The sequence below is a fragment of the Actinomadura coerulea genome, assembly GCF_014208105.1.
Lineage (GTDB): Bacteria > Actinomycetota > Actinomycetes > Streptosporangiales > Streptosporangiaceae > Spirillospora > Spirillospora coerulea.
On record NZ_JACHMQ010000001.1, the window covers coordinates 218357 to 244045 of the forward strand.

At 73.9% G+C, this 25689-nt stretch carries 29 protein-coding genes; 15 read left to right on the forward strand and 14 right to left on the reverse strand.

The features are described from left to right. Window positions 1-117 precede the first annotated feature (117 nt). The 5 genes from BKA00_RS01035 to BKA00_RS01055 all read left to right on the forward strand — a co-directional run bounded on the left by BKA00_RS01035 (window position 118) and on the right by BKA00_RS01055 (window position 5243). A complete protein-coding gene (locus BKA00_RS01035) occupies window positions 118-1707 on the forward strand; it encodes an alpha/beta hydrolase (protein WP_185023134.1) in 1590 nt (529 codons plus the stop codon). Window positions 1708-1822: 115 nt separating this feature from the next. Continuing rightward, window positions 1823-2665, forward strand: a complete 843-nt coding sequence (locus BKA00_RS01040; protein ID WP_185033513.1) for a GNAT family N-acetyltransferase — start codon at window positions 1823-1825, stop codon at window positions 2663-2665. A gap of 66 nt (window positions 2666-2731) precedes the next feature. Beyond that, window positions 2732-3658 (forward strand): helix-turn-helix domain-containing protein, encoded by a 927-nt coding sequence (locus BKA00_RS01045; RefSeq protein ID WP_185023135.1) that lies wholly within the window; start codon window positions 2732-2734, stop codon window positions 3656-3658. A gap of 193 nt (window positions 3659-3851) precedes the next feature. Beyond that, window positions 3852-4061, forward strand: coding sequence for a hypothetical protein (locus tag BKA00_RS01050; RefSeq protein WP_185023136.1), 210 nt, complete (start codon window positions 3852-3854; stop codon window positions 4059-4061). 273 nt (window positions 4062-4334) lie between these two features. Beyond that, complete coding sequence (locus BKA00_RS01055; protein WP_185023137.1) at window positions 4335-5243, forward strand: hypothetical protein; 909 nt, start codon at window positions 4335-4337, stop codon at window positions 5241-5243. 30 nt (window positions 5244-5273) lie between these two features. On the opposite strand, the gene BKA00_RS01060 is transcribed toward BKA00_RS01055, so the two are convergent. Together BKA00_RS01060 and BKA00_RS01065 are read right to left on the reverse strand one after the other, a co-directional pair. Then, window positions 5274-5690, reverse strand: a complete 417-nt coding sequence (locus tag BKA00_RS01060) for a DUF3037 domain-containing protein (protein WP_258938586.1) — start codon at window positions 5688-5690, stop codon at window positions 5274-5276. Continuing rightward, window positions 5687-6514, reverse strand: a complete 828-nt coding sequence (locus BKA00_RS01065) for a HipA family kinase (RefSeq protein ID WP_185023138.1) — start codon at window positions 6512-6514, stop codon at window positions 5687-5689. The genes BKA00_RS01060 and BKA00_RS01065 overlap by 4 nt, the downstream gene beginning before the upstream one ends. 45 nt (window positions 6515-6559) lie before the next feature. On the opposite strand from BKA00_RS01065, the gene BKA00_RS01070 reads away from it, so the two are divergent. The 3 genes from BKA00_RS01070 to BKA00_RS01080 all read left to right on the forward strand — a co-directional run bounded on the left by BKA00_RS01070 (window position 6560) and on the right by BKA00_RS01080 (window position 8936). Next, complete coding sequence (locus BKA00_RS01070; protein ID WP_185023139.1) at window positions 6560-7243, forward strand: cyclase family protein; 684 nt, start codon at window positions 6560-6562, stop codon at window positions 7241-7243. Window positions 7244-7257: 14 nt separating this feature from the next. Further along, window positions 7258-8046, forward strand: coding sequence for a hypothetical protein (locus BKA00_RS01075; RefSeq protein WP_230299200.1), 789 nt, complete (start codon window positions 7258-7260; stop codon window positions 8044-8046). 65 nt (window positions 8047-8111) lie between these two features. Further along, window positions 8112-8936 (forward strand): LLM class F420-dependent oxidoreductase, encoded by an 825-nt coding sequence (locus BKA00_RS01080; RefSeq protein WP_185023140.1) that lies wholly within the window; start codon window positions 8112-8114, stop codon window positions 8934-8936. Window positions 8937-8956: 20 nt separating this feature from the next. Here the strand turns inward: BKA00_RS01080 and BKA00_RS01085 are convergent, their stop codons facing one another. After that, window positions 8957-9517 carry a DUF4870 domain-containing protein gene (locus BKA00_RS01085; protein ID WP_185023141.1) on the reverse strand — a complete coding sequence of 187 codons (561 nt, stop codon included), beginning with the start codon at window positions 9515-9517 and terminating at the stop codon, window positions 8957-8959. A gap of 191 nt (window positions 9518-9708) precedes the next feature. On the opposite strand from BKA00_RS01085, the gene BKA00_RS40225 reads away from it, so the two are divergent. Further along, window positions 9709-10341 (forward strand): PaaI family thioesterase, encoded by a 633-nt coding sequence (locus tag BKA00_RS40225; protein ID WP_221492970.1) that lies wholly within the window; start codon window positions 9709-9711, stop codon window positions 10339-10341. Here the strand turns inward: BKA00_RS40225 and BKA00_RS01095 are convergent. Then, window positions 10325-11656 (reverse strand): MFS transporter, encoded by a 1332-nt coding sequence (locus BKA00_RS01095; protein WP_185023142.1) that lies wholly within the window; start codon window positions 11654-11656, stop codon window positions 10325-10327. The two genes, BKA00_RS40225 and BKA00_RS01095, sit on opposite strands and share 17 nt — an antisense overlap. Window positions 11657-11777: 121 nt before the next feature. Then, window positions 11778-12302 (reverse strand): hypothetical protein, encoded by a 525-nt coding sequence (locus tag BKA00_RS01100; RefSeq protein ID WP_185023143.1) that lies wholly within the window; start codon window positions 12300-12302, stop codon window positions 11778-11780. Between the two features lie 27 nt (window positions 12303-12329). On the opposite strand from BKA00_RS01100, the gene BKA00_RS01105 reads away from it, so the two are divergent. After that, complete coding sequence (locus tag BKA00_RS01105; protein ID WP_185023144.1) at window positions 12330-13010, forward strand: response regulator transcription factor; 681 nt, start codon at window positions 12330-12332, stop codon at window positions 13008-13010. Then, window positions 13007-14362 carry a sensor histidine kinase gene (locus tag BKA00_RS01110; protein WP_185023145.1) on the forward strand — a complete coding sequence of 452 codons (1356 nt, stop codon included), beginning with the start codon at window positions 13007-13009 and terminating at the stop codon, window positions 14360-14362. The genes BKA00_RS01105 and BKA00_RS01110 overlap by 4 nt, the downstream gene beginning before the upstream one ends. A gap of 111 nt (window positions 14363-14473) precedes the next feature. On the opposite strand, the gene BKA00_RS01115 is transcribed toward BKA00_RS01110, so the two are convergent. Together BKA00_RS01115 and BKA00_RS01120 are read right to left on the reverse strand one after the other, a co-directional pair. After that, the gene (locus BKA00_RS01115) at window positions 14474-14977 is read right to left on the reverse strand and encodes a DinB family protein (RefSeq protein ID WP_185023146.1); all 504 of its coding nucleotides are present in this window, start codon (window positions 14975-14977) and stop codon (window positions 14474-14476) included. 63 nt (window positions 14978-15040) lie between these two features. Continuing rightward, complete coding sequence (locus tag BKA00_RS01120; RefSeq protein WP_185023147.1) at window positions 15041-15535, reverse strand: SH3 domain-containing protein; 495 nt, start codon at window positions 15533-15535, stop codon at window positions 15041-15043. A gap of 326 nt (window positions 15536-15861) precedes the next feature. Between BKA00_RS01120 and BKA00_RS01125 the strand changes: the two genes are divergently transcribed. Continuing rightward, complete coding sequence (locus tag BKA00_RS01125; RefSeq protein WP_185023148.1) at window positions 15862-16011, forward strand: hypothetical protein; 150 nt, start codon at window positions 15862-15864, stop codon at window positions 16009-16011. A 705-nt stretch (window positions 16012-16716) separates the two neighbouring features. Here BKA00_RS01125 and BKA00_RS01130 read toward each other — a convergent pair. Next, window positions 16717-17277 carry a TetR/AcrR family transcriptional regulator gene (locus BKA00_RS01130; RefSeq protein ID WP_185023149.1) on the reverse strand — a complete coding sequence of 187 codons (561 nt, stop codon included), beginning with the start codon at window positions 17275-17277 and terminating at the stop codon, window positions 16717-16719. 75 nt (window positions 17278-17352) lie between these two features. Here BKA00_RS01130 and BKA00_RS01135 point away from each other — a divergent pair, with 75 nt between their 5' ends. After that, complete coding sequence (locus tag BKA00_RS01135; protein ID WP_185023150.1) at window positions 17353-18729, forward strand: amidase; 1377 nt, start codon at window positions 17353-17355, stop codon at window positions 18727-18729. 56 nt (window positions 18730-18785) lie between these two features. Here BKA00_RS01135 and BKA00_RS01140 read toward each other — a convergent pair whose 3' ends face one another. The 5 genes from BKA00_RS01140 to BKA00_RS01160 all read right to left on the reverse strand — a co-directional run bounded on the left by BKA00_RS01140 (window position 18786) and on the right by BKA00_RS01160 (window position 23963). Next, window positions 18786-19547 (reverse strand): glucose 1-dehydrogenase, encoded by a 762-nt coding sequence (locus tag BKA00_RS01140; RefSeq protein WP_185023151.1) that lies wholly within the window; start codon window positions 19545-19547, stop codon window positions 18786-18788. A gap of 70 nt (window positions 19548-19617) precedes the next feature. Further along, window positions 19618-20187, reverse strand: coding sequence for a TetR/AcrR family transcriptional regulator (locus BKA00_RS01145; RefSeq protein WP_221492971.1), 570 nt, complete (start codon window positions 20185-20187; stop codon window positions 19618-19620). Window positions 20188-20273: 86 nt separating this feature from the next. Further along, entirely contained in the window at window positions 20274-20969 is a 696-nt protein-coding gene (locus tag BKA00_RS01150) for an endonuclease V (RefSeq protein WP_185023152.1), read from the reverse strand. A gap of 42 nt (window positions 20970-21011) precedes the next feature. After that, window positions 21012-22196 (reverse strand): serine hydrolase domain-containing protein, encoded by a 1185-nt coding sequence (locus tag BKA00_RS01155; RefSeq protein WP_185023153.1) that lies wholly within the window; start codon window positions 22194-22196, stop codon window positions 21012-21014. 69 nt (window positions 22197-22265) lie between these two features. Beyond that, entirely contained in the window at window positions 22266-23963 is a 1698-nt protein-coding gene (locus BKA00_RS01160; RefSeq protein WP_185023154.1) for a bifunctional lysylphosphatidylglycerol flippase/synthetase MprF, read from the reverse strand. Between the two features lie 165 nt (window positions 23964-24128). On the opposite strand from BKA00_RS01160, the gene BKA00_RS01165 reads away from it, so the two are divergent. Further along, window positions 24129-24584, forward strand: coding sequence for a flavodoxin family protein (locus BKA00_RS01165; RefSeq protein WP_185023155.1), 456 nt, complete (start codon window positions 24129-24131; stop codon window positions 24582-24584). Between the two features lie 29 nt (window positions 24585-24613). After that, window positions 24614-24913, forward strand: a complete 300-nt coding sequence (locus tag BKA00_RS01170) for a Dabb family protein (RefSeq protein WP_185023156.1) — start codon at window positions 24614-24616, stop codon at window positions 24911-24913. A gap of 301 nt (window positions 24914-25214) precedes the next feature. Here BKA00_RS01170 and BKA00_RS01175 read toward each other — a convergent pair whose 3' ends face one another. Next, window positions 25215-25445: a hypothetical protein gene (locus BKA00_RS01175; protein WP_185023157.1), complete on the reverse strand. Its 231-nt coding sequence runs from the start codon at window positions 25443-25445 to the stop codon at window positions 25215-25217. Between the last annotated feature and the right edge of the window lie 244 nt (window positions 25446-25689).

A 25689-nucleotide genomic window follows, 5' to 3' on the forward strand; every position in this document is an offset into this window, starting at 1 on the left:
GCGCACCGCGGCTCGCTTTGCCGGCGGTTGGTTTCCGGAGGTGGTCCCGTTTAGGGCTGGAATCGCGCGATCCTCGGGGTGCGCGGTTTCCGGTCGTCCCGCCGGTAGAAAGCGAACGTGCTGAACGACGCTGGAAAGAGGGCCGCCGCCGGGACGGCGGCCGCCGCGGTCACGCTCGCCGTCGCCGGGGCCGCCGCGCTGGGGACGCCCGCGGACGCCGCCCCCGCCCCCCATCCGAACCCGAGGCCCGCCGGCCTCGCGTGGAGGTCCTGCCCCGCCAAGGACCCGGTGGAGGGCACCCGGCTCAAGGGCCTGCAGTGCGCGACCCTCCGGGTCCCGCTCGACTACGCGGCGCCGACCGGCAGGCAGATCACCCTCGAACTCAGCCGCGCCCGGCACACCGCCTCCAGGTCCAAGGGCGTGGTGCTGCTCAACCGGGGCGGCCCCGGCGCGCACGGGCGCGACCTGTCCGCGTTCTTCGCGGAGTCGCTGCCGAAGCGGGTCGCCGCGTCCTACGACTGGATCGGCTTCGACCCGCGCGGCGTGGGCGCCAGCAGGCCCGAGCTGATCTGCGACCCCGGCTACCAGAGCCCTGGCCGCGCCCGTCCCGACACCATCCCCGCGAGTGCGGCGGAGGAGGAGGCGTGGAAGACCAGGGCGCGGAAGTACGCCGGCGACTGCGCCCGCCGGTACGGCGCGATCCTCCCGCACATGGGCACCGCCGACTGGGCCCGCGACATGGACGCCGTGCGCGCCGCCCTCGGCCAGCAGCAGATCAGCTACTTCGGCTACTCGTACGGGACGTACCTCGGCGCGGTGTACGCCACGATGTACCCGCAGCGGGTCCGCCGCATGGTGCTCGACAGCGTCGTCCGGCCCAGCGGGGTCTGGTACGGCGACAACCTCGACCAGAACGTCGCCTTCGAGAAGCGCATCCACGCGTACTTCGCCTGGATCGCCCGCCATCACAAGACCTACCGGCTCGGCGACTCCGGACGGAAGGTGGCCGCCGCGTACGCCAGGGTGCGCGCCGCGCTCAAGGCCAAGCCGATCGACGGGCGGATCGGGCCCTCCGAACTCGACGAGGCGTTCCTCGCCGACGGGTACGGCGACTACACCTGGGCCGGGCACGCGAGGGCCCTGTCGGCCTACGCCGTCCGGCGCGACCCGGGCCCGCTGCGCAAGGTGTGGCAGCCGCCGTCACGGCTCGACCAGAACAACTACACGGTCTACAACGCCGTCCAGTGCCGGGACGCGGCCTGGCCGCGCGACTGGCGGCGCTGGCACGCCGACAGCGAGCGCCTCTACCGTCGCGGCTACCGTTTCGAGACCTGGGGCAACACCTGGTACAACGCGCCCTGCGCCTTCTGGGGGGTTCCGGGCGGCCCGCCGCCGAGGGTCGGGGGCGGCTCCGCGCTTCCGCCGATCCTGATGGTCCAGGCCACCGGGGACGCCGCGACCCCGTATCCGGGCGCGCTGGAGATGCACCGCCGGTTCCCGACGTCCAGGCTGCTCGTCCAGGCGGGCGGGCACAACCACGGCGTCTCCCTGTCCGGAGACAGGTGCGTCGACGGGGCCGTCGCCGCCTATCTCGGCGGCGGGAGCCTGCCCGCGAACCGGCCGGGGCCGGATCAGAAGTGCGCGGCCGGGCGCGAACCGGTCGGGTCCAAGGCGGGGAGGGCGGAGCAGGCGGCCGCGCAGCGGTGACCCCTCCCCGGACGGCGCCGTGATGGAGGCCGCGGAGGTGTGCGGCCGTCGGACGGCATAGGCTTGGCCGCGTGGAGCTATCAGTGGTGAGGGCCGGGGGCCGGTAGCCGTGCGGATGCTGGGCTCGATGCCGGTGCGCGTGCTGGACGACCGGTACCGCGCGGAGGCCCTCGCGATCCTGGACGCCGACCCGGTGTCCAACGTGTTCGTGAGCTCCCGCGTGCACGCCGCGGGACTCGACCCGCGCCGCCTCGGCGCCCAGATGTGGGGCTACCTCCGCGACGGCAGGCTCGTCTCGCTGTGCTACTCGGGCGCCAACCTCATCCCGGTCGCGGCCGGGCCGGAGGCCGTCCGGGCGTTCGCCGAGCGGGCCCAGGCGCAGGGACGGCGCTGCTCGTCCATCGTGGGGCCCGTCGGCGCGGTCGGAGAGCTGTGGGAGATCCTGGCGCCCTACTGGGGGCCGGCCCGCGCCGTGCGCGCCGCACAGCCGGTGATGGCGACCTCGGCGGTCCCCGACGTGCCCGCCGACCCCGGTGTGCGGCGGGTCCGGATGGAGGAGTTCGACATCCTCTACCCGGCATGCGTGGCAATGTTCACCGAAGAGGTCGGGGTGTCGCCCAACGCCGGCGACGGGGGCGTGCTCTACCGGGCCCGCGTCGCCGAGCTGATCCGCGACGGCCGCGCCTTCGCCCGCATCGAGGACGGCCGCGTCATGTTCAAGGCCGAGGTCGGCGCCGTCACCCCGCGCGCCTGCCAGGTGCAGGGCGTGTGGGTGCCCCCCGACCTGCGGGGGCAGGGCCGGTCGGAGACGGGGATGTCCGCGGTGGTGCGCGAGGCGCTGCACGGCATCGCGCCGACCGTCTCGCTGTACGTCAACGACTACAACACCCGTGCGCGTGCGGCGTACCGCCGGGTCGGGTTCACCGAACTCGGCTCCTTCATGTCAATCCTGTTCTGATTGTCATTGCGTGCCCGATCTGCCCCGGTACCTGAATGGATCTTCCGGGGCGGGTACCATCCCGCCGTGGAGTTCGCCGGGGCGTTGCGGCAGGCGATCCAGGCGAGCGGGCTGACCCTGGAGCGGATCCGCCACCGGCTCGGCCGGCGCGGGCTCACGGTCAGCGTGGCCACCCTGAGCTACTGGCAGCGGGGCCGCAGCCGGCCGCGCTCGCGTGCCGTGGTCGTCGCGCTGGAGGAGATCCTGCGGGTGCCGTCCGGCACCCTCATCGAGCTGCTGGAGGACCCCGCGGCGAACGCCGCGCCCCTTCAGGGGGCGGTCGCGCGCGCCGGCGCCGCCGGCCGGCCGGACGGGACGGAGCGGGCCCGCGGCGTCCGCGACCTGTGGCCGGACGCCGAGGCCTACGCCTGCCTCGTCGGGCAGCTCGACCGCTCGGGCGACCACCGGCTCGAACGGCTCAGCGTCCACGACGTCTACCGGCTGGACGAGGCGCGCCGGTCCTGGACGCTGTCGGTGCGCACCGTCCTGCGGGCGGCCGGCGACGACATCGACCGCGTGGTCTGCGTCCACCAGACGGGCGACGGCGCCCTCCCCGGCGTGGCGGACGGCGACGCGGCCGGGCTGCTGGACGTGCGGTACTGCCGCCCCGGCAGGATCCGCGCGGAGGGCGGGCTGGTGGCCTTCGAGCTGGTCTTCGACAGGGTGCTGGCGACGGGGGACACCGCGGTCGTCGAGTACGAGCTGGGCCCTGCCGGGCTGCCCGCGGCCGACAGCTACGACCGGCGCTTCTCCCACCCCGTCCACGACTACGTGGCGCTCGTCCGGTTCGACGGCGACCGGCTGCCCGCCCGCTGCTACGGCTTCACGGCCGAGAGCTCCACGTCCCCGCGCCGGCGGCTCGGCGAGTTGTGGATCGGCACGTCGGGGAGCGCGAACCTCGCGGCCGGAACCGTCCGGCGCGGGATAGTGGGCATCGAGTGGGAATGGCATTAGCATCGGAAAAGCAAATCGGGGAGAAATGCCGACGATTCTCATGTTCTCGTCGGGCATTCATTTCGATCTGCTTCGTGACCCGGTCTTCTCGGGGCCGGGGTAACTCCACGAACGGAGTGCCGATGAAGAAACCCCTGTTCACGGCCGTTGCCGCGGCACTCTGATCGCGGTTTCCGCCGCCCTCGCCCCAGCCGTGACATTTCGCGCGCCGCTCGTCCTCGCCGTCTCGGGCCAGGGCAGCGCCGGCCAGTACATCGTGACGCTCAAGCCAGGCGTATCGATCGGCGCCACCGTGTCCAAGCACGGAATCAAGACCATGTACCGCTACGGCGGGGTGCTGAACGGGTTCGCCGCGAGACTCACCTCCAGGAAACTCGCGAAGCTCGACAAGCGCGGGCCTTGACCGGCCTCCGGGCCCGTCCCGCGCCGGCGGGCCCGGAGCGGCGGTCTCCGCCCGCGGCGCGCGCCGCGGGCGGAGACCCGGCCCGCGGCCGTGATCCGGCGCGACGCGCGGCCGGAAATTGGTACCCGATTCGGCGAAGGCCGGGGCCGACGGTTGTGACACTTTGCCTGTTGGCATCGGGGCCGCGGAGCCTTACAGTGAGCGCGGAAGTTGCAATTGCGGTAGTCAAGGCCGTTTTGCGGGGGCCGGCCGGAGCCGATCCGGAGGCCGAGCATGCAGAGTGTCGCAGAGGACGATCTTCTCCAGATCCTCCAGTATGGGCCCTTCAACGTCGCCCTGCACGCCGCCATCCAGGCGCGCGGCCTGAGCCTCGACTCCCTGCGGCGCCGCCTGGAGGAGCAGGGCATCGCGGTCAGCCTGTCCACGCTGAGCTACTGGCAGCGCGGCCGGACCCGGCCCGAGCGCGCCGACTCCCTGCGCGCCGTCCGCGGCCTGGAGACCATCCTCGAACTGCCGCGCCACTCCCTGCTGACGCTGCTCAGGCCCACCGCCGACCGTCCCGCCGGGCCCTGGCTGCCGGTCGAGGAGCTGTGCCCCGAGCCCGGCGTCCGCGACCTGCTGGACGAGATCGGCGACCGCGGCGAGCGGCAGCTCACCGGGCTCAGCCTGCACGACCAGTACCTCATCGGGCGGCGCCGGGAACTGCGCGAGGTCCGCGTCCGCGCGGTGTTCCAGGCCCAGCAGCGCGGGGTGGACCGCTGGATCGCCGTGTACCACCACCCGCAGGGCGTGCTGCCCTCGTCCCGCACCGTGCGCGGCTGCCGGTTCGGCCGCGTCCGGATGGACGAGACGAGCGGCCTCATCGCCGCCGAGCTGCTGTTCGACCGGGCGCTCGGGCGCGGCGAGACCTACCTGCTGGAGTACGGCTTCGGGTTCGAGGAGACCGGCCCGCCCGTCACCGAGGAGGGGCGCGGGTTCCGCACCCCGCAGCACGAGTACCTCATCGAGGTCCGGTTCCATCCGGCGGCGCTGCCCGCCCGCTGCTACCGGACGTGGCGGCCCGACGGGCACACCGCGCTGAAGGACTCCGCCGACCTGCGGTTGTCCAGCTACCAGAGCGTCCACTTCATCGAGTTCGGGATGGCCGCCGGCTTCCACGGCATCCGCTGGGAGTGGACCTGAGGCGGAGCGGACCCGGCCGGCGCCCGGCCGCTACCGGACGAGCAGGTCGAGGAGCCGGTCGAGCTCGGCGGCCGGGTCTCCGGTGAGCCCGGCGTGCACCGGCCCGGGCTGCACGATCGTGCTGCGCGGCGCGGTCAGCCACCGGAACCGCGCGCCCGGGGCTTCCCGGGCGGCCTGGCCCGCGCGCTCGCCGCCGCAGCACACCGCGTCCACCGCGGTGAGGGCGGACCGGACGCCCGCCAGGTCGAGCGACGGGTCCAGGGCGAGCAGGCGCCGCTCGTCCAGGTGCGTGCGGCATCCGAGGTAGTCGAGGGCACGGCAGTACACGACCACGCCGACGTTCATGGACTCGCCCCGCTCGACGCGCGGGACCACGCGCAGCGCGGCGTACTCGAACACGGTCGGCTCGGCCGCCGTCCTGATGTTGGTCGTCCTGCCGGCGGTCACGAGGCGCCCCCCAGCCAGCCGGGACGGTTCTGGCCGCGCCGGGCGGAGGTGTCCGGGCGGTGGCCGCTGACGTCGAGGCGGGGCAGCCACTCGCGCGGCTTCCCGGCGCGCGGCACCAGGATGTCGAGGTAGGCGTCGCGGAGCGCCTCCGGGCCGGCGAAGCCGGGCTCGCCCTCAAGCCAGCGGTCCGGGACGAGGTCGGCGACCTCGCGCAGCAGCCCCTCGGTGATCTTCGGGGCGAGCTCGGCCTCGGCCTCCTCCAGCCGGGTCGCGTACGGGGTCAGCACGTGGTCGTCCACGTCGTAGGGGCCGGAGAACAGCCGGGCCGCGTTCGCCCACGCGTGGTGGAAGATGAGGCTCGCGCCGTGGTCGATGAGCCACACGTCGCCGTGCCACACGAGCATGTTGGGGTTGCGCCAGCTGCGGTCGACGTTGCCGATGAACGCGTCGAACCACAGCACCCGGGAGGCGAAGCCGGGGTCGGGGCTCCAGCCGAGCGGGTCGAAGCCGAGCGACCCGGGCAGGAAGTCGACGCCGAGGTTCCAGCCGGGGCTGGCCTTCAGCAGGTCCTGCACGTCGGGGTCGGGCTCGTGCCGCCCGATCGCCGGGTCGAGGTCGATGAGCACCTGCTCGGGCACCCGCAGGCCGAGCCGGCGCGCCAGCTCACCGGCGACGACCTCGGCGATCAGCGCCTTGCGGCCCTGCCCGGCCCCGTGGAACTTCATGACGTAGGTACCGAGGTCGTCGGCCTCGACGACGCCCGGGAGCGATCCGCCCTCGCGGAGCGGCGTCACGTAGCGGATGGCGGTCACATGTGGCAACACGTCGCAACGCTATCGGCTGGGGCGGCGGCCGGGATAATCGATCGCATGGGCGTTGAGCTGCTCGACCTGTCGGTGCCGATCGTCACGGGAATGCCGGTCTACCCGGGCGACCCCGAGGTGGAGGCCGTCCCGGCCCTCACGGTCGCGAGGGACGGGGTGAACGTGCTGCGGCTGCACCTCGGGTCGCAGACCGGCACGCACGTCGACGCCCCGTTCCACATCGACGACGCGCTGCCGAAGCTGGACGAGCTGCCGCTGGCGCGCTTCACCGGTCCGGCCGTGGTGATGGACGTCCGAGGCCTGCCGCCACGCTCGCCGATACCGCCGGACGCCGTCCCGCCGGGCCTCGCGCCGGGCGACGTCCTGCTCATCGCGACCGACTGGTCGCGGCACTGGGGGACCGAGGCCTACCTGGCCCACCCCTATCCGGCGCCCGAGACCGCGGAGGCCGTCGTCGCCGCGGGCGTGAGGACGGTGTGCATCGACGCGCTCAGCGTGGACCGGACCCCGCCGCCCGGCTCGGACGACTTCTCGCTCGCCGCCCACCGCGTCCTCTGCGGCGCCGGGGCGGTGATCGCCGAGAACCTGACCGGACTCGGACGCCTCGCCGACGCCCAGGCCGCGGGGTGCGCGATCGAGGTCTCCCTCTTCCCGCTGGCCTTGGCGGGCGCGGACGGCGCGCCCGTCCGCGCGGTGGCGCGCATCGACGACCGCGCCGTCCTCGTCTGAGCGGGGCGCGCGCCGTGCGGCCCATACTGGAGCACCGCCTACGGGAGGACGTGGAGATGCGGGTGGAATGGGCGACGGACCAGGGCAGCCCGGATCGGCCCAACGAGGACTTCGTCGCCGCGGCCGCCGGCGCGGTCGTGGTGCTCGACGGGTGCGGGCTGCCGCTCGGCACCGACCTCGGCTGCGTGCACGGGACCGCCTGGTACGCCCGCTCGCTCGGCACCCGGCTGCTGGCGCGGATGCTGGACGGGCTCGGCCCGCAGGCCGGCCCGCCGGTCGGCCCGCCCGGGGGCGCGCACCGGCCGGGGGCCCGGCCGCTGGTCGCGCGGCTCGCCGGCGCGATCGCGGACGTGGCGGCCGCGCACCGGGCGACCTGCGACCTGCGGGTCCGGGCGACGCCGGCGGCGACCGTGCTCGCCCTGCGGCTGCGGGGCGACCTGGTCGACTACCTGGTGCTGGCCGACTCGACCGTCCTGCTGGAGTGCCGCGACGGCCTACGGGAGATCACCGGCGGGTGGTACTACGCCGCCGCGGACCCGGCCGTGGCCGACGCCGCGATCACCGGCACGGTGCCGGCCGCCGACCTGCGGCGCGCGTTCCTGCTGACCGACGGCGCGACGCGGCTCGCCGACCTGTTCGGCTTCACCGACTGGGCCGGGCTGGCGGCGCTCGCGGTGGACCCGGGGCCCGCCGGGCTGATCGAACGGACGCGGGAGGCCGAGCGCACCGACCCCGGGGCCGCCCGGTGGCCGCGGAACAAGGTCCACGACGACGCGACCGCGGCCGTCTGCGACCTCCGCTGACCCCCTGGCGAGCAATCGCTTGGTCGTGTAGGTAGGGTGCGGGGACCGGCGGGAAGGGACGTGGCATGCGCCTCGGCATCACGATGTTCGCGACCGACCTGACCATGGCGCCGCACGAACTGGCCCGGGAGGCGGAGGAGCGCGGGTTCGCCTCGCTCTATCTCCCCGAGCACACCCACATCCCCGTCTCCCGCGCCACCCCGCCGCCGACGGGCGCCGCGGCCCTGCCCGAGGAGTACTCCCGCACGCTCGACCCGCTCGTCTCGCTCGCCGCGGCGGCCGTGACCACCGAGCGGATCGTCCTCGGCACCGGCGTCCTGCTGCCCGCCCAGCGCGAGCCGATCGTCACCGCCAAGGCCGTCGCCACCCTCGAACGGCTGGCCCCCGGCCGGGTCGTGCTCGGCATCGGCTACGGGTGGAACGCCGAGGAGGGCGCCGACCACGGCGTCCCGTGGAAGCGGCGGCGGGCCGTGGCGCGCGAGCACGTCCTCGCCATGCGGGCCCTCTGGACGGACGAGGAGGCCTCATTCGACGGGGAGTTCGCGAGCTTCGCGCCGAGCCGCGCATGGCCCAAGCCGTCCCGCCGGATCCCCGTGCTGCTCGGCGGCGCCCCCGGACCGACGCTGTTCGCGCACATCGCCGAGTACGGGGACGGGTGGATGCCGATCGGCGGCGCGGGCGTCCGCGAGGCCCTGCCCGCCCTGCGCCGCGCCTGCGAGGACGCGGGACGCGACCCCGTGCCCGTCATCCCCTTCGGGACGCTGCCCACTGCCGGCAAGCTCGACCACTACGCCTCGCTCGGGATCGAGGAGGTCGTGCTGCGCGTGCCCGCGGGCGACCGCGACGCGGTCCTGCCGGTGCTGGACGGCTATGCCCGCTCCCACCTGTGAGCGGGCGGACCGCCGTCCCGCTAGCGGATCATGCGGTAGCAGAAGAAGGTCGGGAACCGGTAGTACTGGCCCTTGCCGGCCTTCACCGCGCCGAGAATGAGGAACACCCACCCGCCGATCAGCAGCTCCAGGTAGGGGAGGAGGAACAGGGCGAGGAACGCGGGCGCGTCCAGCAGGATGGCCGGCGGGACGCAGACCGCCGCCACGGCCACGAGGTGGATCAGCATGGTGAGCTGGTAGTTCATCGACTGCGCCGCGTGGAAGCGGGTGAAGGGCGAGGTGTTCTTCTTCACCAGGTAGATGACCAGCGGCGGCAGGAAGCCGATCAGGATGTTCCCGACGTAGGCGAAGATCGCCCAGGTCGTCTCCTCGCCGGGGTTCTGCATGCCCGGCCCGTACGGGACGCCGGGAGGGCCGTAGCCGTAGCGCGGGTCGTACCCACCGCCCGGCGGCGGGCCGTACGGCGGGCCCGGCGGCTGACCCGGCGGCTGGCCGTAGGCGCCGTGGTACGGCGGCGGCTGATGGGGCGGGGGCTGGTCGGAAGGCGGCTGGTCGGGGGGCGGCGGGGGCTGGTCCGTCACGTGATCGTCCTCATGTCCTCTTCGGGCGTCCCTCCGCGGGATGCCGCAGGGACCTGGGGATCCATTGTCGCGCCCCGGGCGAGCGCCGGGCGACCGCTGAGCGGGACCCGCGTCCCTACCGCTCCCCGACGTCTTTTAGAATTTCGTTCGGCCAATGGGGCGATGGGGGCGAGCCCCGCGAGGAGGCTGGAGTGAGCGCGATCCCGATGGAGCGGCCGATGCTGGGGGACGACGAGGCGACGGCGCTGACGGTCCTGGCCGCACGTGTGCGCGAACTGGCCGAGGCCACCGTCCTCACCGGCGCCGACGCCGCCGAGGCCGCCGCGGTGGCGGACGAGATCGCGGCGCTGACCGCCCGGCTCACCGCCGAGCGCCGCGGCGCCCCGCCGTTCGTCACGCCCGGCGAGCGCCGCATGGACCGCCAGATCGCCAACCCCGTCACCGGGCCGCTGAACCCCTTCGCGCCGCCGATCAGCCTGGAGGTGACCTCGGACGGCGTCGTCCGGGGCGAGTTCACGCTCGGCGCCGTCTACGAGGGCCCGCCGTCGTACGTGCACGGCGGCGTCTCCGCGATGGTGCTCGACCAGGCGCTCGGCATGGCGGCGGCCGCCACCGGCACGCCCGGCATGACCGCCACCCTGGAGACGCGCTACCGGCGCCCCACCCCGCTCGGCGTCCCGCTCCAGGTCGAGGCCAAGGCCAGCCGGGTGGAGGGGCGCAAGGTCCACGCGTCGGGGACGATCAGCGCCCCGGACGGGCGGGTCACGGTCGAGGCGACCGGCATGTTCATCATGCCGCAGCGCTTCGTCACGTCGGAGTACTGACCGCCGCGCGCTCCTCGGCCGGGGCGGGCAGCAGCGCGAGCGCGCCGAGGGTCACCACCGAGGCCACGATCATGCTGATCGAGATCGCCTGCCAGCCGTAGTCGTGCAGCAGCCACGTCGCGAGCAGCGGCGCGGGCCCGCCCGCGAACACCGAGGCGAGCTGGTAGCCGATGCCCGCCCCGCCGTACCGCAGCCGCGTCGGGAACGTCGAGGCGATCAGCGACGCCTGCGGCCCGTACTGCACGGCGTGCGGGATCTGCGCCACCACCACCGCGACGACGACCAGCGCCGCGACCTCGGTGTTGAGCAGCGCGAAGTACGGGAACGCGAACAGCGCCACGCAGATCGAGCCGGCCGCGTACACCCGCCGCGGTCCGATGCGGTCGCCGAGGTGCCCGGCGGCCGGGATCGTGACCAGCTCCAGCGCGGCCGCCGCCGTCACCGCGCTCAGCGCGAGCCCCTGCGCCATGCCGAGGTGCTTGTGCACGTAGGTGAGCGCGAACGAGGTGAACAGGTAGAACGGCATCTGCTCCGAGCAGCGCAGCAGAGCGCTCAGGACGATCTCCCTGGGGTGCCGCCTGACGACCTCGACGACCGGGATCCGGGCGACCTCGTCGCGCTTGACCACCTCGGCGAACAGCGGCGTCTCCATCACCCGGATCCGCACCCACAGCCCGATTCCGACGAGGACGAGGCTGAACAGGAACGGCACGCGCCACGCCCAGTTCCTGAACGCCTCGTCCGCCGACAGCGCGATGGCGGTCATCATGCCGGTGCCGAGGATGAGCCCGATCGGGACGCCGAGCTGCGGCAGGCTGGCCATGAGCCCCCGCCGCCTCTGGTCGCCCCACTCCATCGACAGCAGCACCGAGCCGCTCCACTCGCCGCCGACCGCGACGCCCTGCAGGATCCGCAGCAGCACGAGCAGCACGGGCGCGGTCCAGCCGATCGTCCCGGTCCCCGGCAGCACGCCGATCAGCGCGCTCGACACGCCCATCAGCACCAGCGTGACGATCAGCGTCGCCTTCCGGCCGAGCCGGTCGCCCCAGTGCCCGAAGATCGCCGCGCCGACCGGACGGGCGGCGAAGCCCACCGCGTACGTCGCGAACGCCGACAGCGTCCCCGCGTAGTCGCTCGACTCGGGGAAGAAGACGTCCTTGAAGACGATCGCCGCGGCGGTGTTGTAGAGGAAGAAGTCGTACCACTCGATGGAGGTGCCGATCACGCTCGCGGCGGCGGCCTTGCGGACCTGCGCGCGGCGCTCCTCGGCGTCCGCGGCGCCTGCGCGTCCGGCCTCTCCGGGATCCAGAACCATGGGAGCCGTTGACCTTTCCGACCGCCCCCGACGGTCCCAGCGATTTGACCCACTGTTTCCCGCTGGGTTCGCAGCCGAAACCGTGGCGGCGCGAACCGTCGGCAATCGGGCGGTCTCCCGCTCAGTACTCGTAGACCTTGACGGTAGGGGCGTGCTCGTACCAGGACGCGATGACCGACGAGGTGTGCTCGTCGGAGAGGAAGTCGACCCGCAGCCAGCCCTCGGTCTGCGTCACGCGCGTCTCGTAGCCGGGGTTCGGCGTGGCCGACACCAGCCGCACCCGGTTCTTCTCGATCGACATCGCGGCGCTCCCGCCGCGCGTCGCGTAGCTGCGCACGTGGTCGGTCGGCCCGGCGGACGGGCGTCCGCCGCCGGGCCTGGCGGGCGGCGCCTTCGGGGCCCGGGACGGCGCCGGTCCCTCGTCCTGCCCGGTCGGCGGGCTCGACCGGGCGGCCGGCGACCCGGTGGCGGCCGGCCCCGGCGGCTCGGACGGGCTGGAATGGATCACCGGTCCGGCGATCGGCGGCGGGGCCGACCGGTCCGACACCGCGCTGCGCACGACGTCGCGCACGCCGAGCCAGGAGAGCGCCACCGCGAGCGCGGTCACCCCGGCCCACGGGGCAACATACGACATCGCGCGACGCATGGGCACATGGTGGCATACGGTTCCGCCATGGCGAGTGTGTTGGTGGTCGAGGACGACGCGAACGTCCGGACCGCCTTGATCAGGGAGCTGAGCGTCCGGTCGCACGTCGTGCGCAGCGCCCCGACCGCGATGGACGCGCTGCGCGAGGTCACGCAGTCCCCGCCCGACGTCGTCGTGCTCGACCTCGGGCTGCCCGACCTCGACGGGGCCGAGGTCCTGAAGATGCTGCGCGGCATCTCCGACGTACCCGTCATCATCGCGACCGCGCGCGACGACGAGCCCGAGATCGTCCGGTTACTGAACGCCGGCGCCGACGACTACCTCATCAAGCCGTTCTCCATCGAGCACCTCAGCGCCCGGCTCGCCGCCGTGCTGCGCAGGTCGGCGCGGTCCGGGCCCACCGCGGAGCTCAGCGTGGGCGGGCTGCACATCGACCTCGACCGCCGGGAGGCGCGGCTGGACGGCGAGCCGCTGGAGCTGACCCGCCGCGAGTTCGACCTGCTGGCCTACCTCGCCGCCCGTCCCGGCCGGGTCGTCGCGCGGCGCGAACTGCTCGCCGAGGTGTGGCGGCAGGCCTACGGCGACGACCAGACCATCGACGTCCACCTCTCCTGGCTGCGCCGCAAGCTCGGCGAGACCGCCGCCGCCCCCCGCTACCTGCACACGGTCCGCGGCGTCGGAGTCCGCCTGGCCGACCCCCGCGCATGAGGCGGACGCTCGTCCTGGTGTCGCTCGCGGTCACCTCCATGGTCGCGCTGGCCTTCCTGATCCCGCTCGCCCTCACCGTCCGGGAGATCGCCCGCGACCGCGCCCTGACCACCGCCGAGCGGCAGGCCAGCGCGCTCGGCCCCGTCCTGGTCGTCACCGAGGACCCGGCCGCCCTCGAACGCGCCGTCGCCAGCACCCAGGCGGGCGCCGCCGGCCGGATGACCGTGCACATGCCGGACGGCGGCCTCGTCCCGAAGAACCCCCGTGAGGACGAGGGGGCGCGTCCCGAGCAGCTCACCGAGGCCGGACGGCGCGGCCGCTCCTACACCGCCCGCGTGGACGGCGGGTACGCGCTGCTCCAGCCGGTCTCGCTGGACGCGGGCCGCACCGCCGTCGTCGAGGTGTTCCTGCCCGACGAGGACCTGTCGCGCGGGGTGTGGAAGGCGTGGCTCGTCATGACCACGGTCGCCGCCGCGCTCGTCGCCGGATCCGTCGCCGTCGCCGACCGGCTGGGCGCCCGCATGATCCGCTCCACCCGCCGCCTGGCCGAGGCCGCGGGCGCGTTCGGCGACGGGGAGCTGTCGGTGCGGATCGAGCCGGACGGACCGCCCGAGCTGGTCGAGGCGGGGCTGGCGTTCAACGCGATGGCCGACCACGTCGTCCAACTGCTGGCGGCCGAGCGGGAGATGGCGGCCGACCTGTCGCACCGCCTCCGCACCCCCCTCGCCGCGCTCCGCCTCAACGCCGAGGCGCTCGGGGACGGGCACGTCGCCGAGCAGACCCGCGAGGCCGTCGACCGGATCGAGCGCGAGGTCGACCAGATCATCCGGACGGTCCGGCGCCCCACCGGCCGGGGCAACTGCGACGCCTCCAAGGTGCTGCGCGACCGGGTCGCGTTCTGGTCCGTCCTCGCCGAGGACGAGGGGCGCTCCTGCGAGCTGATCGGCGCCGAGGGCCCGGCGCCGCTGCCGATCCCCGGCACCGAACTGGCCGCCGCCGTGGACGCCCTGCTCGGCAACATCTTCCGGCACACGGCCGAGGGCACCGGCTTCGTCGTCACCCTCCACCAGGGCCAGGGCGTCACCGGCATCCTCGTCGCCGACGGCGGCCCCGGCATCGCCGACCCGGACGCGGCGCTGAAGCGGGGCAGCAGCGGCGGCGGCTCCACCGGCCTCGGCCTGGACATCGCCCGCCGCGCCGCCGAGTCGACGGGCGGCTACCTGCGCATCCACCGCAGCGTCCTCGGCGGGGCGCAGGTGCAGATGTGGTTCCGCACGAGGTGGCTGCCACCGGCCCGCCGCTCCCGCCGCCTCGTCCGGCGCCGCCACTCCCGCACCAAGCACGCGGCATAGCGCCGTCGGCCTCGTGGTCGCCGTCCTCATCGCCGTAGCCGGACTCGTCGCCGGCGGCAACGTCCCCACCGCGCCCACCTCGTACACGCTTCGGGTGACGGGCCTCGCGCGCTAGCCCTCCTCGCGGACGTGGTCACCGGTCGCGCCGTCGAGCATCTCGCGGATGATGTCCATGTGCCCGGCGTGCCGTGCCGTCTCCTCGACCATGTGGATCAGGACCCACCGCAGGCTCACGGTGGCGCCGTGCCAGGCGGTGCCGGTGTCCGCGAGCGCCAGCTCCTCGATGACCTTGTCGGCCGCGGCCCGCGCCCGCCCGTAGAACGCGACGATGCCCTCGATGGTCTCGCCGGGCTCGATCCTGAGGTCGGCCTCCGGGTCGTCGTCACGGAACGGAAGCGGCTCGGTCCCGCGTCCGAACGTCTCGCAGAACCAGTTGTACTCGACGGCGGCCAGGTGCTTGGTGAGGCCGAGGAGGCTCGTCCCGGAGGGCGTCATGGGACGTCGCGCCTGCTCCTCGTCCAGGCCGTTCAGTTTCCACACCACCACGTCCCGATGCCGATCGAGAGCGGCTTTCAGGCTTTCCTTCTCATCACCGGTGTACGGCACTTCTTCCATGCGGGGAAGCTACCAACCCGACCGGGCCGGCGCCCGCACGGCGCCGGCCCGGTAGGAGCACGGTCAGCAGTTGGAGTAGTTGACGTACCACTTGCCGCGGACGGCCCCGTCGTCGGCGCCGAGCATGTAGTCGGCGATCCACTGGGTGGCGTTCAGCCGGACCCACAGATACCCGCCCCTGCGCTGGATGCTGTCCCAGTCGGTCCGGACCTTGGAGCCCTTCGCCAGGACACCGACCTTCGGGTAGCCGACGCCCGGCCCCGTGCGGACGTTGAGCCCGTCCGCGGGGAGGACGACCCCGTCGCACAGGCGGACGCGCTCCTCGTCCCGGACGAGGAGCCGGTGCATCGCCGCGGCGGCGCCCTCCGGCCCGACCTCGATGGCGCCCGGCCCGTGCCCCTCCTCTTCCTCCTGTGGAGGACTGGCCTGGACCGCGGCGGACCCGCCCTGGCCCGGTCTTGGCGGCGGCGCGGCCCCGGCGACCGCCCCGGCGCCCAGCGCGCCGCCGGCCAGCGTCGTGGCGACCAGGACCAGGCCGAGCTTCGTGCCTACGTGCATCTCTACCCCCGAGTGAGGTGACGGACTTACAGGCTCATGTTACTCAGAGTCAGGTCAAGAGTGCAGAGGGTTGTGAAGCCATTTTTTCGTGACGCCCGAAAGGGGCAAGTTCCGCATCCTTGTACTGCCGCCCCGGAATCGCCCCCGGGGCCGGTCCTTCGGCGCACGCCTCCGGCCATCTCGGGCAGCGCGCCGACAGCGCCGAGGTGGACGGGACGACCAGGAAGGTGATCACCGCCACAGGCGCCACCAAGCCTGCGGCCTTGCCGTCAGAGCAAGATCGCGACCGGCGGCCAGGAAGCAACGAACACCAGGAGTCGATTCTCGTGACCGACACGAACAACGACAACGAGACCTGCCCCCCCGACCTCCCGGAGGACGGTGGCGTCTCGGAGAGCTCTCCGACGGTCCACGTTCAGGTCCCCCAGGGCAACACGCTCCGGACCGACACCGAGGGTGCGCGTCCGACCCACTGACGGTTCCATCGAGTCCACCGTCGACCCGATGACTCGTACATGAAATAGGTCCTGGCGTGGGCAGCACAGAGCTGCCCACGCCAGGATTTTCTCGTCCGCAGACCCTCGCCCGGCAACGCTCAGTATGTTTCGCCGCAGACGTCGAAACGACCACGGATGTGATCGGACGCCTTAGCGCTGCACCCGGGCGCTTCGGCCGCCAAAGGCATCCTTGTACGACCGGCCCCACCCGCGAGGCGATGCTGCGCAGCCTGTATCTGGCACCGGAGCCATGCTGGCAGACCCAGCAGACCAGCGCCCCCGGAGGGAACACGACCGCGCAGCGGGGCTGTGCGCGCGTCCCCAGCGGTCCCCCGTAGTTACCTGCTCCTTCACTTACCTGCATGCCCTGCCAACGCCAGTCGGTCCGGTTAGGCGGCGCTCAGCGGCCCCGGACGGCGCCCGCAGCTTCTTCCCCGGACGGGCCCGGACGGGGCGCGAATAAGGGTGGCTCAGGGGTTCCCTAAGTGAGGCTTAAAGGTGTTCTGCTGGGGGGTGGGGCGGCCTAGCGTTGGCGGTGTCAGATCGGAAACACGGCGGAGGTGCACAGGCGGAGAGCAGAGCGATCGTCGGCTGAGGTTCCGACTGAGGTTCCTGATTGAGACAGACTTCTGGCCCGCACGGCCCCGTAACCCCGCTCTGGGGCCGTGCGGGCCAGAAGCCTTTTCAGGGGCGGGGGAGGGCGCCGAGGAGGAGCAGGCGGAAGGCGTCGCCGGTGCCGGTGGCGGTGGTGTCGCCGGTGGCGAGGCGGCGGATCGCCAGGCCGTACAGCATGGCGACGATCGCGGGGGCGTGGTCTTCGGCGTCCGGGATGCCGAGGGCCTTCAGGATGGCGGTGGCCAGGCGGTCGTAGGCCTCGATGGAGCGCGTGGACGTCTCGCGGAGGGCCGGGTCGCGGGCCGCGTGCAGGTGCAGTTCGAGGTTCGCGATCTGCTCGGGGCCGCGGGCGAACTCGACGACGGCCTTCTCGACCTGGTCGGCGGCCTGGACGGGGGCCATGCCGGACTCGGCGAGGGACGTGACGTAGGCCGTGATGCGGGCGATCTCCTGCTCGACGAAGGCGTGCAGCGCCTCGCGCAGCAGGTCCTCCTGGCTGGCGAAGTGGTAGGTCAGGGAGCCGAGCGAGACGCCGGCCGCGCGGGCGACGGCCCGGTTGGTGACGGCGCCGATGCCCTGCTCGCCGATCAGGCGGAGGGTGGCGTGGAGGATCCGGTCACGGGCGTTCATCGGTGCACAGTCTTCCCCACAACGGATGCGTTCAGTATCGTTCGTTCGAACGAACGATACATACCGGGAGGCGGCGTGGAGCTGGGGCTGGCCGGGCAGGCGGAGGCGCTGGCGAGGGGAGAGATCTCCTCGAGTGAGCTGGTGGAGGAGAGCCTGGAGGCCATCGGCCGGCGGGAGTCGCTCGGCGCGTTCCGGGTGGTGCGGGCGGAGGCGGCCGCGCAGGAGGCGCTGCAGGCCGACAAGCGGCTGGCGGAGGGGGAGCGGCTGCCGCTGCTCGGTGTGCCCGTCGCCATCAAGGACGACACGGACATCGCGGGGGAGACCACGCCGTTCGCGGTGGCGGGGGACCACCGGCCGGTGGCTCGGGACGGTGAGGTCGTGCGCAAGCTGCGGGCGGCCGGGGCCGTCATCGTGGGGAAGACGACGACGTGCGAGCTGGGGCTGTGGCCGTTCAGCGAGTCGCGGGAGTACGGGATCGCGAGGAACCCGTGGAATCCCGGCTACTCGCCGGGCGGGTCGTCGGGCGGGTCGGCGGCGGCGGTGGCGGCGGGCATGGTCCCGGCGGCGGTCGGGTCCGACGGGGCGGGGTCGATCCGCATCCCGGCGGCGTGGACGGGCCTGGTGGGCATCAAGCCCCAGCGCGGCCGGGTCTCCGGGCATCCGCACACCGATCCGTTCAACGGGATCACCGTGTGGGGGCCGCTGGCGCGCACCGTGGGGGACGCGGCCCTGCTGCTCGACGTGCTGACCGGCAGCCACGTGGAGGACGTCCACCGGCTCGACCCGCCGATCACTCCGTTCGCCGAGGCGGCGCGGCGGGAGCCGGGGAGGCTGCGGATCGCCGTCTCCTACCGGACGGCCCTCGGGGTCAGCGGGAGGCTCGACCCGCAGATCAGGGCGGCGGTCGAGCGGCTCGCGCGGAGGTTGACCGACCTCGGGCACAAGGTGTTCCCCGCCGACCCCGACTACGGGCCGGCGGCGCTCGGGCTCGTCCCGCGCGGGACGGCCGGGGTCGCCGACTGGCTGGACTCCCTGCCGAACCCGCGGCCCGATCCGAGGACGGAGGCCGAAGCGCGCCTGGGGAGGGTCCTCGGCAGGCGGCTGCTGCCCGTGGCCAAGCGGCTGGACCCGTATCTGCGGAGGAGGGTCGGGCGCATCTTCCGGTTCGCCGACGTGGTGATGACGCCCACGACCGCTCAGCCGCCGCTGCGGGTCGGGGCCTTCGACGGGGCCGGCTACCACCGGACGCAGTCGGGCGTCGCCGCCGCGTGCCCTTACGCGTGGACGTGGAACGTGCTGGGATGGCCCGGAGTGAACGTCCCGGCGGGATTCACGGAGGCCGGGCTGCCCATCGGCGCCCAGTTGCTCGGGCACGACTCCGACGAGGCGACGCTCATCTCGCTCGCGGCGCAGCTGGAGTCGGTCGAAGGGTGGCCTGAGCGGCGCCCCTAGGCGCGTGGCGGGCCGCCGGTGCGGGGGTCCGAGCCGGTACCGGCGGCCCGTCGCGTTCAGTAGCCGGCGCCCGTGAGCATGCCGCCGTCGACGAGGACCTCGCTGCCGGTGCAGTAGGCCGAGTCGTCCGAGGCGAGGAAGACGACCAGCCCGGTGATCTCCTGCGCCCTGCCCATGCGGCCGAGGGGGAGCGCCTTCATGAACGCGTCGGCGCTGGCGGCCGTGGCCGAGACGATGTCGTCCTGCATGGTCAGGGGCGTCAGAACCCCGCCGGGGTGGATGGAGTTCACGCGGATGCCGTACTGCCCGAGCTCGCGGGCGGCGGACTTGGTCAGCCCGCGGACGCCGAACTTGCTGGCGCTGTAGGCGGCGAGGCCGGCGGCGCCGATGAAGCCCTCGGTCGAGGACACGTTGACGATGGAGCCGCCGCCCGCCGCGCGCATCGGGGCGGTCACCGTCTTCACCCCGAGCCACTGGCCGACCAGGTTCACCTCGAGGATCTGGCGGAACTCCTCGACGGCCATGTTCTCGATGGTCTTGTGCCGGAGGATCCCGGCGTTGTTGACCAGGACGTTCAGCGCCCCGAAGGACTCGGTGGCGGTCTGGACGGCCCGCTGCCAGTCCTCCTCGCGGGAGACGTCCATCCGGACGAAGCGGGCGCCGTCCCCGAGGTCGGCGGCCAGTTTGGCGCCCTCCTCCTCCAGGACGTCGCCGAACACCACTCTGGCGCCCTCGTCCAGGAACCGCCGGACGTGCGCCTTGCCCATGCCGCGCGCGCCGCCGGTGATCAGCGCCACCTTGCCGTCAAGCTGCCCCATCAACGCTCCTCGTCGCCCGTTGCCTCCCAGCCAACCTAGCGAACGCTTGGTCAACCGGACAAGGCGCCCCCTAACCGGCGCGGAGGCCGCCGAACAGCAGCGTGAGCATCCGGTCGGTGCAGGCGCCCGGGTCGGGGGTGCGCTCGGACGCGACGCCGATCGCGTTCGCGAGCCGCAGCAGGTCGCCGGGGTCGACCTCGGCGCGGACCGCGCCGGCCCGCTGCGCCCGGTCCAGCAGCCGGCCGAGCGCGGTGCGGATGGCGCCGGCCGCGGCGCCGAGCCCGGTGCCCGCCCACTCGGTCCCCATCGCCTCGATGATCACGGTGCAGGTGCCGCGCGGGGTCGACGCGCCCGCCAGGTAGGTGCGCAGCCAGCGGGCGAGCGCGGCCTCCGCGTCCGGTTCGGCCAGCAGCGCGTCGGCGTGCCCGAGCAGGCCGTCGATCCGCTCGCGCAGGACGGCGTGCAGCAGCGCGTCCCGGGTGGGGAAGTGCCGGTAGAGCGTTCCCGATCCGACGCCCGCCCGTCTGGCGATCTCGTCGAGGGACGCGCCCGTGCCGTGCTCGGTGAAGGCGGTGCGAGCCGTCGTGACGAGTCGCTCGTAGTTGCGGCGGGCGTCGGCCCGCATCGGCCGGGTCTCCATGGGCACCGTCCAGCGGTCGCGGGTGGCCTGAAGTGGCCCCCGGCCTGCTTCTTTCGACGAGCCTGCCACCTTCCGGGGCGGATGCGCTACCCGGAGCGCGCGGCGAGTGCGTCGCGCGACAGCCGGTCTGCGCGGCGCGTCGTCTCCGGGAGCCGGAACTCGGGTGTCAGGGCGAGGACGGTGCGGCAGGCGGCGTCGAGGCCGGCGCGGTGGCCGACGGACACGAACACCGGCTTCACGCCGTCGCGGGTCCGCAGCACCCGTCCGACGGTCTCGCCGCCGTCCAGGAGCGGGCTCGCGTCGCCGCGCCGCGGGCCCGGCGCGTCGTACGTCCCGACGAACGCGGTCTTGCCGACGCCGACGGACGGCAGGCCGGTCAGCACGCCGAGGTGGCACGCGAGCCCGAAGCGGCGCGGGTGCGCGATCCCGAAGCCGTCGCAGACGAGCAGGTCGGGCGTGGTCTCCAGGGCGCGGAGCGCGTCGAGCAGCGTGGGCAGCTCCCGGAACGCGAACAGGCCAGGAACGTAGGGGAACGCCGCCGTTCCCACGGCGACCGACTCCTCGACGACCTCCAGCGTCGCCGCGTCCAGGACGACCACGGCGGCGGCCAGCCGGTCGCCCGCGCCGCCGCCGTCGCCCGCGTAGGAGACGTCCAGGCCCGCGACGGTGCGCGGCGCGGCCGGGCCCGCGACGTCGAGTTCGAGCATCGGACGCAGCCGGTCCTGGATCGCCTCGGCCTCCCGCGGAGTGGACGGCCAGGGATGCAGATCGCGTACGTCCATGGGCAGGACGCTACCGCTCTCCCACGACAGCGCCGCGGCCGCTCACGACAGGGACGCGTACGCCGCCTGCGTCAGCCGGTAGGCGCGCAGGTCGCCGGACGCCTGGTCGCCCATCAGGTTCGGCAGGTAGGCGAGCGCGAGCCCGGCCTCGGGGTCGCCGAGCCCGACCGAGCCGCCCGCGCCGGTGTGGCCGAACGCCGACTCCCGCCCTGCCCTCGGGGTGAAGAAGGTCTGCGAGGGGCGCATGAATCCGAGGCCGAAGGAGCTCCGGACGAGCAGCGTGCGGTCGGGGCCGCTGACGCGCGGGCGCACGGCCTCGCGCAGCGTGTCCGGGCGCAGGACGCGGCCCGCCGTGAGATCGCGGTAGAACGCGGCGAGCGCGGGCGCGGTGACCGTCATCCCGGCGGCCGGCCACCCGGCGCGCAGCACGACCGGGTTGTTGTAGCCGCCCTTGCCCGGATGCGGATTGTTGAGCGACCGGTTCATCATGCTCAGCGGGTCGGTGTAGGCCTCGGCGAGCCGGGTCAGGACGTCCTGCCCGGTGCCGGGGGAGCCGGTGCCGGGCGCGTCGGTCCCGCCGCCGGTGCGCCGCCCCGCCGACAGCTTCGCGGCCCGCTCGATCACCTCGTCCGGGGCCCCGATCCACAGGTCCAGGCCGCGGGCGAACTCGTCCTTCACGAACGCGCCGACCGTCCGTCCGCCGGAGTGGCGGCGGACGATCTCACCGGCCAGCCAGCCGTAGGTCAGCGCGTGGTAGCCGTGGCCGTCGCCGGGCGTCCACTCGGGTTCCTGCGCGGCCAGCTCCGCCGCGCGGGCCGGGGCGTCCGCGGCCTCCTCCGCCGAGACGGGGCGCGCGAACGCGGGCAGGCCCGCCTGGTGCGACAGCAGATGCGCGGCCGTCGCGCCGTCCTTGCCCGCGGCGCCGAACTCCGGCCACCAGTCCGTGACCGGGCCGTCGACGTCGTAGGCGCCGCGCTCGGCGAGCAGCAGCGCCGCCGCGGCGGTCACCGCCTTGGTGCAGGAGAACCCGAAGCAGGGCGTGTCGGCCTGCCACGCGCGGCCGGTGCGGCGGTCGGCGACGCCGCCCCACAGGTCGACGACCTTGCGGTCGCCCGCGTAGACGGCGACGGCGGCGCCCAGCTCGCGTCCCTCGGCGAAGTGCTCCTCGAACGCCTCGCGGACGCGGGTGAACGCCGGATCGCAGTGGCCCTGCACGATGCTGCTCATGCGCGATCCTCTCAGGCGGGGACTCCATAGAATCACGTTCTAGGACGTGCCGCCGCGCCGGGGATCGCCTCAGGAGGGGCCCAGGTGGTGGACGGGTTCGGTGATCGGGCCCGCCGCGCGCTGGGCGGGGCGCGTCCGGCCGAACTCCAGCGTGAGCAGCGCCGCGGCCAGCCACGCGATGTCGAACCAGGACCGGAAGACCACGCTGCGCGGCTTGTAGGACGGCCTGAACTTCTTGTCGAACAGGTACAGCGACTCCACGGCGATCCACGGGTCGAGAAGGTGCAGCGCCCGGTAGCCGGCCTTCTCCAGCAGGCCGCGCTCGCCCGCGTCCAGCAGCTCGCGGAAGGCGGCGAAGTTCAGCGAGACCAGCCCGTGCCCGTGCGCCGCGGCGTACTCGACCATCTCGACGATCAGGCGCTCGTTGACGCCGTTCGGGCCGCCGGGGGCGCGGCGCATCGCGTCCAGGCTGACGCCCTCGCCGGCGGTGACGTAGCGCTGGAACGCGATGGGCTCCTTGTCCTCGTCGTAGGCGACGGCGACGATCGCGCCCGGGTGGTAGCCGGTGAGCAGCTCGTCCAGGTTCATGGAGAAGCCGCGTTCGGCCGCGCCGCCGAGGGAGCGCGACGCGACGTCCAGCAGCTTCGCCCGCAGCACGGGCGTGAGCTCCCGTTCCGGGAGGATCTCGGACGAGACGCCGAAGTTCTCGGTGCGCCTGACGGCCTGCCGGACGTTGCGCATCTTCCGCCCGGACAGGGTGAACTCGGCGGGGCGGATGACGACCTCGTCGCCGAAGCCGATCGAGCGGCACGGCCCCCAGGCGGGGAGCAGGGCGTCGCTCGCGCCGAGGACGGCCGGGCGCCAGCCGGTCGTCCGGCACATCGCGAGGAACGCCCGCACGGCGTCGGCGTGCGAGGCGGGGTCGCCGACCGGGTCGCCGCCCGCCACCGCCATGCCGAACAGGACCCGGTAGCCGATCGCGGCGCGGCCGTCCGCGCTGAACACGTACGCCTTGTCGCGGCGCAGCGCGAACGGGGCGAGGGTGTCGGAGCCGGGGTGCAGGACGAGACCCGCGACGCGGACGCGCTCCGCCTCGTCGCCGGGCGGGGGCGCCGGGTCGGGCGCGAGGAGTGTGATCACCAGCACGAGCAGCCCGGCGGCTCCGGCGAGGCCGAGCACGCCCGGCAGCCAGGACGCCCCGTCCATGGGCGCGCCGGTGGCGCCGAGCCCGCTGGCGACGTCGCCGACCGACCGGACCGACAACCCTCCGAAGACCAGCGAGAACAGGGTCGCGGCGGCGAGCAGCAGGGCGCCGGTCCTCACGGCGGTGCGGACGCGCTCGGGGTGCGGGCGCACGGGGAACCGGCCGCGCTCCAGCCACAGTCCGCCGAGCGCGGCGGCGAGCAGCGGCAGCCGCCACGGCGGGTCGTCGCCGGACAGCACGGCGAGCAGGCCGAGGAGCGCCAGCGTGACGAGCCCGTACCAGGCGGCGCGGCGGCGCAGCAGTACACCGCGGGCGACCAGGGCGAGCGCGAGGGCCAGCACGACGGCGTGCTCCGGCCGCAGCGGGCTGCCGGTGACGAGCTCGGACAGCCGGCCGAGCCAGCCCGGGGAACCCGCGAACGCGGGCACCGCGATCAGGGCCGCGACCAGGGCCGCCGTCAGGGCGAGCGGCCAGACGGGCCGGGCGTGGGGCGCCGCACCCGGCCCGCCCCCGGCCGCAGGGCGGGCGGGCCCGCTCCTCCGCAAAGACTCGTCCGATAGCACGAAGAACACCTCCGCTGAGCCCCCAACCAAGATCTTCCGGAACTCATTCCCGGGTTCGGTCGTTGTTATGGGGCCTTGACCCAGCGTACGGCCGGACGCGCGGGCCGGGCGCTGCAACCGGGCCATACCCGGCCCGCCGGCCGGGACACCGCTAGCCTCGTGGTGATGAAGAGGCTCCTGCTCGTCCACCACACGCCCTCGCCGTCCGTCCAGGCGATGGTCGAGGCGGTGCGCGCCGGCGCGTCGACCGACGAGATCCAGGGCGTGGAGGTCGTGTCCCGCGCGGCGCTGTCCGCCACCGCCGTGGACGTCCTGGAGGCGGACGGCTACCTTCTGGGCTCGCCGGTGAACCTCGGCTACCTGTCCGGGGCGCTGAAGCACTTCTTCGACCAGATCTACTACCCCTGCCTGGAGGAGACGGTCCGCCGCCCGTTCGGCGCCTTCCTGCACGGCAACAACGACGCCACCGGCGCCGTGCGGGCCTTGGACGCCATCACCACAGGGCTGAGGTGGAGGGCCGTCAAGCCGCCCGTGGTGGTGACGGGAGAGCCCGGCAAGGCCGATCTCGAAGCGTGCTGGGAGCTCGGCGCGATCACGGCGGCGGAGCTCGGAGGCGCCTGAGGCGGGTGCGCCGCCTGTAGCGTGCCGCCATGAGTGGTTTCCGGCACATAGCGCTGTTCAGATGGACCGAGGGCACGACGACCGGCCAGCAGGACGAGGCCGCGGCGAAGCTGCGCGAGCTGCCCGGCGCGATCCCCGAGATCCGGGAGTACGGCGTGGGGGTGAACGCGGGGGTGAACCCCGGGGTGTTCGACTTCGCGGTGGTCGCGGACTTCGCGGACCTGGACGCCTACCTCGTCTACCGCGACCATCCGCTCCACCGCGCGGCGGTCGACGAGTACCTCACGCCGATCACGGCGGAACGCGCCGCCATCCAGTACGAGCTGTAGCGGAACGGTCCCGGAGGGCGGCGCGGCGGCGCCGCCCCGAGGAGGAAACCGAGCAAGCGCTTGTGCTTGAAGGCTTTTCGGGTTAGTTTCCTCAGAGACGCCCGCTGGGAACGGATCGCGCCCCGTTCCCGGCGGGCGGCGAAGCAGGTCGCGGCGTTCGAGGGGTCCCGGGCGCTCCCGGGACGGGCCTCACCGGCCGCGCGTGCTCGCGAAGCGCGGGGCTCGCGGAGCACAGGACTCACTAAGCGCGGAGCTGAACCGCACGCGGCGGCGTGCGGTGGCCTGCGACGGGCGGAGGGGCTCACCCCCGCGACCGGAAGCTCATGATCTCCTCGCGGAGCTGCTGCGAGGACGGCGCCTCCAGCAGCCGCGGGCCCTCGCGCAGCGGCACCATGGCCCACCAGGACCCCGTCGCCTCGCCGTACCAGACCCGCACACCCGGGAACTGCTCCTGAAGGGCGCGCGCGGTGGCGGCGCGCAGGCCGGCGGGCATGGGCTCGTCACGACCGGCGGCCCCCTGCCGAGGCGTCATGCCGCCCTCCCCCGATAGATCTCTCCCTTGACAGCGTCCCCACGGACCAAAACGTCACTCCTACTCCGCAAATCGTGACTAAGCACACTATGGGCCTTCCAGCCCTCGGACCGTGGGATACCGCGCCGGATGTACTCCGGTGGATGTAGTCGGCTTCCCTGGGTGACACCGTCCGCCGGATGCCCGCGGCCACAACCGGAGAGGACGCTGGGCGCGCAATGACATCCCTAGTCGCGGCGCGTCC

Bases quoted from the DNA above. Each gene is read 5' to 3' on its own strand.
- BKA00_RS01040 (WP_185033513.1), top strand. From the start codon at position 1,823: ATGCTGGGCTCGATGCCGGTGCGCGTGCTGGACGACCGGTACCGCGCG.
- BKA00_RS01055 (WP_185023137.1), top strand. From the start codon at position 4,335: ATGCAGAGTGTCGCAGAGGACGATCTTCTCCAGATCCTCCAGTATGGG.
- BKA00_RS01070 (WP_185023139.1), top strand. From the start codon at position 6,560: ATGGGCGTTGAGCTGCTCGACCTGTCGGTGCCGATCGTCACGGGAATG.
- BKA00_RS01080 (WP_185023140.1), top strand. From the start codon at position 8,112: ATGCGCCTCGGCATCACGATGTTCGCGACCGACCTGACCATGGCGCCG.
- BKA00_RS01095 (WP_185023142.1), bottom strand. From the start codon at position 11,656: ATGGTTCTGGATCCCGGAGAGGCCGGACGCGCAGGCGCCGCGGACGCC.
- BKA00_RS01100 (WP_185023143.1), bottom strand. From the start codon at position 12,302: ATGCGTCGCGCGATGTCGTATGTTGCCCCGTGGGCCGGGGTGACCGCG.
- BKA00_RS01105 (WP_185023144.1), top strand. From the start codon at position 12,330: ATGGCGAGTGTGTTGGTGGTCGAGGACGACGCGAACGTCCGGACCGCC.
- BKA00_RS01110 (WP_185023145.1), top strand. From the start codon at position 13,007: ATGAGGCGGACGCTCGTCCTGGTGTCGCTCGCGGTCACCTCCATGGTC.
- BKA00_RS01115 (WP_185023146.1), bottom strand. From the start codon at position 14,977: ATGGAAGAAGTGCCGTACACCGGTGATGAGAAGGAAAGCCTGAAAGCC.
- BKA00_RS01120 (WP_185023147.1), bottom strand. From the start codon at position 15,535: ATGCACGTAGGCACGAAGCTCGGCCTGGTCCTGGTCGCCACGACGCTG.
- BKA00_RS01130 (WP_185023149.1), bottom strand. From the start codon at position 17,277: ATGAACGCCCGTGACCGGATCCTCCACGCCACCCTCCGCCTGATCGGC.
- BKA00_RS01140 (WP_185023151.1), bottom strand. From the start codon at position 19,547: ATGGGGCAGCTTGACGGCAAGGTGGCGCTGATCACCGGCGGCGCGCGC.
- BKA00_RS01145 (WP_221492971.1), bottom strand. From the start codon at position 20,187: ATGGAGACCCGGCCGATGCGGGCCGACGCCCGCCGCAACTACGAGCGA.
- BKA00_RS01150 (WP_185023152.1), bottom strand. From the start codon at position 20,969: ATGGACGTACGCGATCTGCATCCCTGGCCGTCCACTCCGCGGGAGGCC.
- BKA00_RS01155 (WP_185023153.1), bottom strand. From the start codon at position 22,196: ATGAGCAGCATCGTGCAGGGCCACTGCGATCCGGCGTTCACCCGCGTC.
- BKA00_RS01165 (WP_185023155.1), top strand. From the start codon at position 24,129: ATGAAGAGGCTCCTGCTCGTCCACCACACGCCCTCGCCGTCCGTCCAG.
- BKA00_RS01170 (WP_185023156.1), top strand. From the start codon at position 24,614: ATGAGTGGTTTCCGGCACATAGCGCTGTTCAGATGGACCGAGGGCACG.
- BKA00_RS01175 (WP_185023157.1), bottom strand. From the start codon at position 25,445: ATGACGCCTCGGCAGGGGGCCGCCGGTCGTGACGAGCCCATGCCCGCC.